The organism is Bradyrhizobium sp. SHOUNA76, assembly GCF_023006445.1.
Classification (GTDB): domain Bacteria; phylum Pseudomonadota; class Alphaproteobacteria; order Rhizobiales; family Xanthobacteraceae; genus Bradyrhizobium.
Map to the genome: position 1 here is coordinate 1 of NZ_JALBHA010000520.1, position 4,326 is coordinate 4,326.

Consider the following 4,326-nt stretch of genomic DNA (forward strand, 5'->3'; position numbering starts at 1 on the left):
GGCGCTCCCGCCGCAGCCGGCACGCCCGTCGCCGCCGGGGCACCCTCGGCTGAGGCACCAGGAGCGGAGGACAAGAGCAAAGCGATCGATGGCTTCCGCTCCGCCAAGTTCGGCATGAACGAGGCCGATGTGCGCGCGGCGATGACGAAGGATTTCAACGTCAAGCCCGATGCCATCAAGGCGCAGGACAACGCCGCCGAGCTGACGCACAGCATCCTGCTGTCCGTTCCGGAGCTGCTGCCGAACGGCGGGACCGCCGAGCTCTCCTACGTGTTCGGCTACAAGTCGAAGTCGCTGATCCAGATCGGCGCCGTCTGGTCGAAGGGGACCGACGCGGCGATGACGCCGGAGAAGCTGTTCTCCAACGCCAACATCCTGCGCGCCCATTTCATGGGCGAAGGCTTCAAGCCCGACTCCATCGCAGTCAACATGCCCGTCGCCGGCGGCATCGTGATGTTCCGCGGCAGCGACGCCAAGGACCGCTCGGTGATCCTGCTGCTGCAGGGCACGTTCGAGAACAAGGAGAACAACCAGCGTGTGCTGACCCCGACCAGCCTTCTGCTGTTCTACGTGGCCGACGCCAAGAGCCCCGACATCTTCAAGCTGCCGCCCGGCCAGTTCTGAACAGGATCAGGCATGCGCGGACCATCTGTGAGGCGAGACGAGGACGAACCGGGCTTGCGCAAGCTGGCGCGGTTCCGTTCGATGTCGCTGCTCTGCGCGATGCAGATGGTCTTTCTGCCGGTGTACAGCGTCCGTCTTCAGGCGCAGACGGCGAACGTCATCGTTCCCGACGGCCGCACCGGGACCGCCTTGCAGACCTCCGGCAGCGTCACCAACGTCACGACGTCGACGGTGTCGGGCGCCAACGCCTTCAACTCGTTCTCGCAGTTCAGCGTCGGGCAGGGCAATACCGTCAATCTGCAGCTGCCGACCGGCACGCGGAACCTCGTCAACATCGTCCGCGACGCGCCGGTCTACGTCAACGGCACGCTGAACTCCTATATGAACGGCGCGATCGGCGGTAACGTCTACTTCGCCGATCCCAAGGGCTTTGTGGTCGGCCGCAGCGGCGTGGTCAATGTCGGCAGCCTCAACGTCTCGACGCCGACGCGCGAATTCACCGACAGCCTGATCGGTCCGGGCGGGGCGATCAACGGCACGGCGGTCGGCAACCTCATGGCGGGCTCGTTCCCGGTCTCGCCGGACGGCAACATCCGCATCTATGGCCGCATCAACGCCCAGGACGGCGTGCGGCTGACCGGGCAAAACGTCTTCGTCGGCGGCGCCAGCCAGCGCGACATCGCCAATCTCGACCATGCCGCGAAGTTCGCAGCCTCGGTCAATTCGAAGGGCCTGCGCAGCGCCAGCGCGATCACTGTCAGCAACGGCTCGATCCACATCGGCGCCGTCAACAACGCCAGGATCAACGGACGCCTGACCGCGCGCAGCCAGACCGCGACGCCGAGCAACATCACGGTGCAGGCCGGCAACAATATCGAGGTCGGCAAGAACGCCAGGCTCGGCGCCGCCAGCAGGACGGGCGACGCCGGCGAGATCCGTTTGAAGGCGGCCCAGAACCTGACCGTGGCGGGCGGCGCCAAGTTCAATGCCAGCGCGAAGACCGGCAATGCCGGTCTCGTCGACTTCAGCGCGAACGGGGTCATTGACGTCGGTCGCGGCGTTTCCGTCAACCTTGCCGCGCCGAATGGCAAGGCGGGCACGTTGCTATTCGATCCAACCGACGTGGTGGTCGGCGATGCCGGCCAGGGCGACACCGGCGTGACGCTGTCGAACAGCTCGATCGCGAATGCGCTCGCGGGGCTCAGCGCTGGTGCCGACTACCTCATTCAAGCGGACAACTCCGTCACGCTCGCCGCGCATGCGGTGATCGATGCCCGACGCCTCGACGGCTCCGGCCATTCCACCGGAAACGCCAACCACATCACCATCGACGCGCCGAACATCGACATCAAGAATGGCGCGCAGATCCTGGCCCAGTCGGTCAACTTCGGAGGGACCACCTATTCCGACGGCAACGTCACGCTGACCGCAACGGCGAGCGACATCAAGCTGTCCGGCCAGGCCACCGCCGCGACGGCGATCACGGTCGACGGCAAGATCACCGGCGGCATCGTCTCGATCACCGCAACCTCGACGGCCGTGTCAAGTTTCCTGAACGGTTCTGTGGCGGGTGATTTCGCGCTTGTCGGCTCGACGCTGGCCGCCTCGCTGCTCGGGCTCAATGGCGGCTATGTCGCGGCAAGCGCCACTGCGACCATCAACATCAACAGCCATGCCGACATCAACGGCCGCGGCGATGTCACCATTTCCGCGCATGCCACGGAGAACGCGTCGGATCCGGCGGTCGCCTCCACCTTGCTCGGCAGCCTCACGCCGGTCGCGGCCGGCGTGGTCGTCGGCAAGATCGACGGCACTGCTACGACCAACGTGGCCTCGGGCGCGACGATCAACGCCGGCGGCAACCTCGAGATCAAGGCGCTCAACGATGCGACCATCGCCGTCTCTGCCCTCGCGGCATCGACGAGCGCGCAGATCGTCCCGACGGTAGCCTATTCCAAGGGGTCGGTGACGACGACCGCCAACGTCGCGACCGGCGCGCATATTGCGGCGGGCCTGGTGAACACGAGCGGCAGCACCCTGAAGGTGCGCGCGATCAACAACAATTCGTTCTCGACCGGCGCGACGTCGGTTGCCGCGAGCGGGCCGAATGCGAGCGGTGCCGTCGGCGGCGCGGTCGCCATCAGCGATGTCACGACGTCGGCGACCGCGACGCTCGGCGCATCGCTCGGAACCAGTGCCGGCGACCGGATGAACGGTTCCGTTCTGGTCGAGGCGACATCCGACACCACCAGCAATTCCACGATGGCCTCGTCTATCGCCGGCCTGCCGGCGCTGGTCGCGGCGATCCAGGAATTCGCGGTCTCGAACGTCGCTTCGCCGACGCACTTCATCATGGACCACATGACCTCGCTGGTGCCGCTGAGCTTCGATTTCAAGGTCGCAGGCGCGCTCTCGCTGGCTAACAGCACGCAGAGTGCGACCGCTGCGATCGCGCAGAATCCAAGCGGCGGCGCGCCGAGCATTTACGCCCGCGGCAACGTCGCCGTCGCCAGCAACGTCATCGATCGCGGCGTTCGCAGCAATGCGACGGCAAGCGCGATCACGAAGGACGTGTCGACAGGCGAAGGGACGGCGATCAGCGCGGCCGTTGCCTGGGGCAATTTCACCCACAATTCAAACGCCTATGTCGGTGGCGGTACGCTGATCAACGCGGCGAACATTGCCGTCGATGCCACCACCGAACTGCCGATCACGAACACCTGGCTGAAATGGGATGGACTGGGTGCGGTGTTGAGCCATCTCAACGGCAATCTCGGAATCGGCGGCAACATCCTGACCAGCTATGCCAATGCCACGGCCGATGCCGGAGACACCATCGGCGTCGCCGGTTCGCTGAATCATTTCGTCGTGAACAACAACACGACGGCTTGGGTCGCGGGCAGCGCGAGCCTGACGGCGACATGCACGACCGCGGCTTGCGGCAGCAGCTGGTCGGCCGGCATGGACAACGGCGACCTCCACACCTACAACGCCAGCATTCAGATCGCGGCGACCACGACTACGGCGTCGATCGACGCCGCCGGCAATGTCGGCACGCTCGGTTTCTTGTTTGGTAACACGTCGGGCGGATCCTCGATCGGTGGCGCGCTCAATCTCGTCCAGTTCAACACCAGCACGATCGCCGGCGTTTCGGACGGCGCGACGGTGCGGGCGGCGGATGACATCGCCGTCAACGCGACCACCTCGGACCAGTTCGTGGCCGTCGCGCCGTCGTCCGGCAAGGCTGCCGGCGCGCTGGCGCTGAACGGCATCACCTCGCTCGGTTTCCTGAACAACACGACGCATGCGTCGATCTCGAGCCAGGCCACCGTCTATGCCCCGACCGTCGGCGTCCTGGCGCAGCAGGACCTGTCGGTCGTGACACTGTCCGGCGCAATGAACTTCAACGGGAGTGGCGGCTCGGCGGTTGGATTGTCGGTGGCCTATCTCGGCGCAGATACCGACACCTCCGCCTATATCGGCGACAACCATTCCGACATCCGGCCCGGCGTGTTCAGCTCCAACGATCCTTTTGCCGGGTCTGGCGGCGGAAGCGGGTCGGTCAATGTCGACAATCTCACGATCAGCGCGACCACCTCCGGACGCATCACCGCGGCCGCCGTTGCGGCATCAGTCTCCGATCCGGCGTCGTCGAGCTTCTCCGACAAGGCGGGCGCCGCCGGGGCGGCCTCGACCGGCGGG

At 65.9% G+C, this 4,326-nt stretch carries 2 protein-coding genes; both read left to right on the forward strand.

Translation table 11 applies throughout. The features are described 5' to 3' along the window. A partial coding sequence (locus tag MOV74_RS32340) for a hypothetical protein (RefSeq protein WP_246931057.1) occupies nt 1-624 on the forward strand: 624 nt, incomplete at its 5' end. A 12-nt stretch (nt 625-636) separates the two neighbouring features. Next, nucleotides 637-4,326, forward strand: a 3,690-nt coding sequence (locus MOV74_RS32345) for a leukotoxin LktA family filamentous adhesin (RefSeq protein WP_246931058.1), incomplete at its 3' end; no start/stop codon positions are given.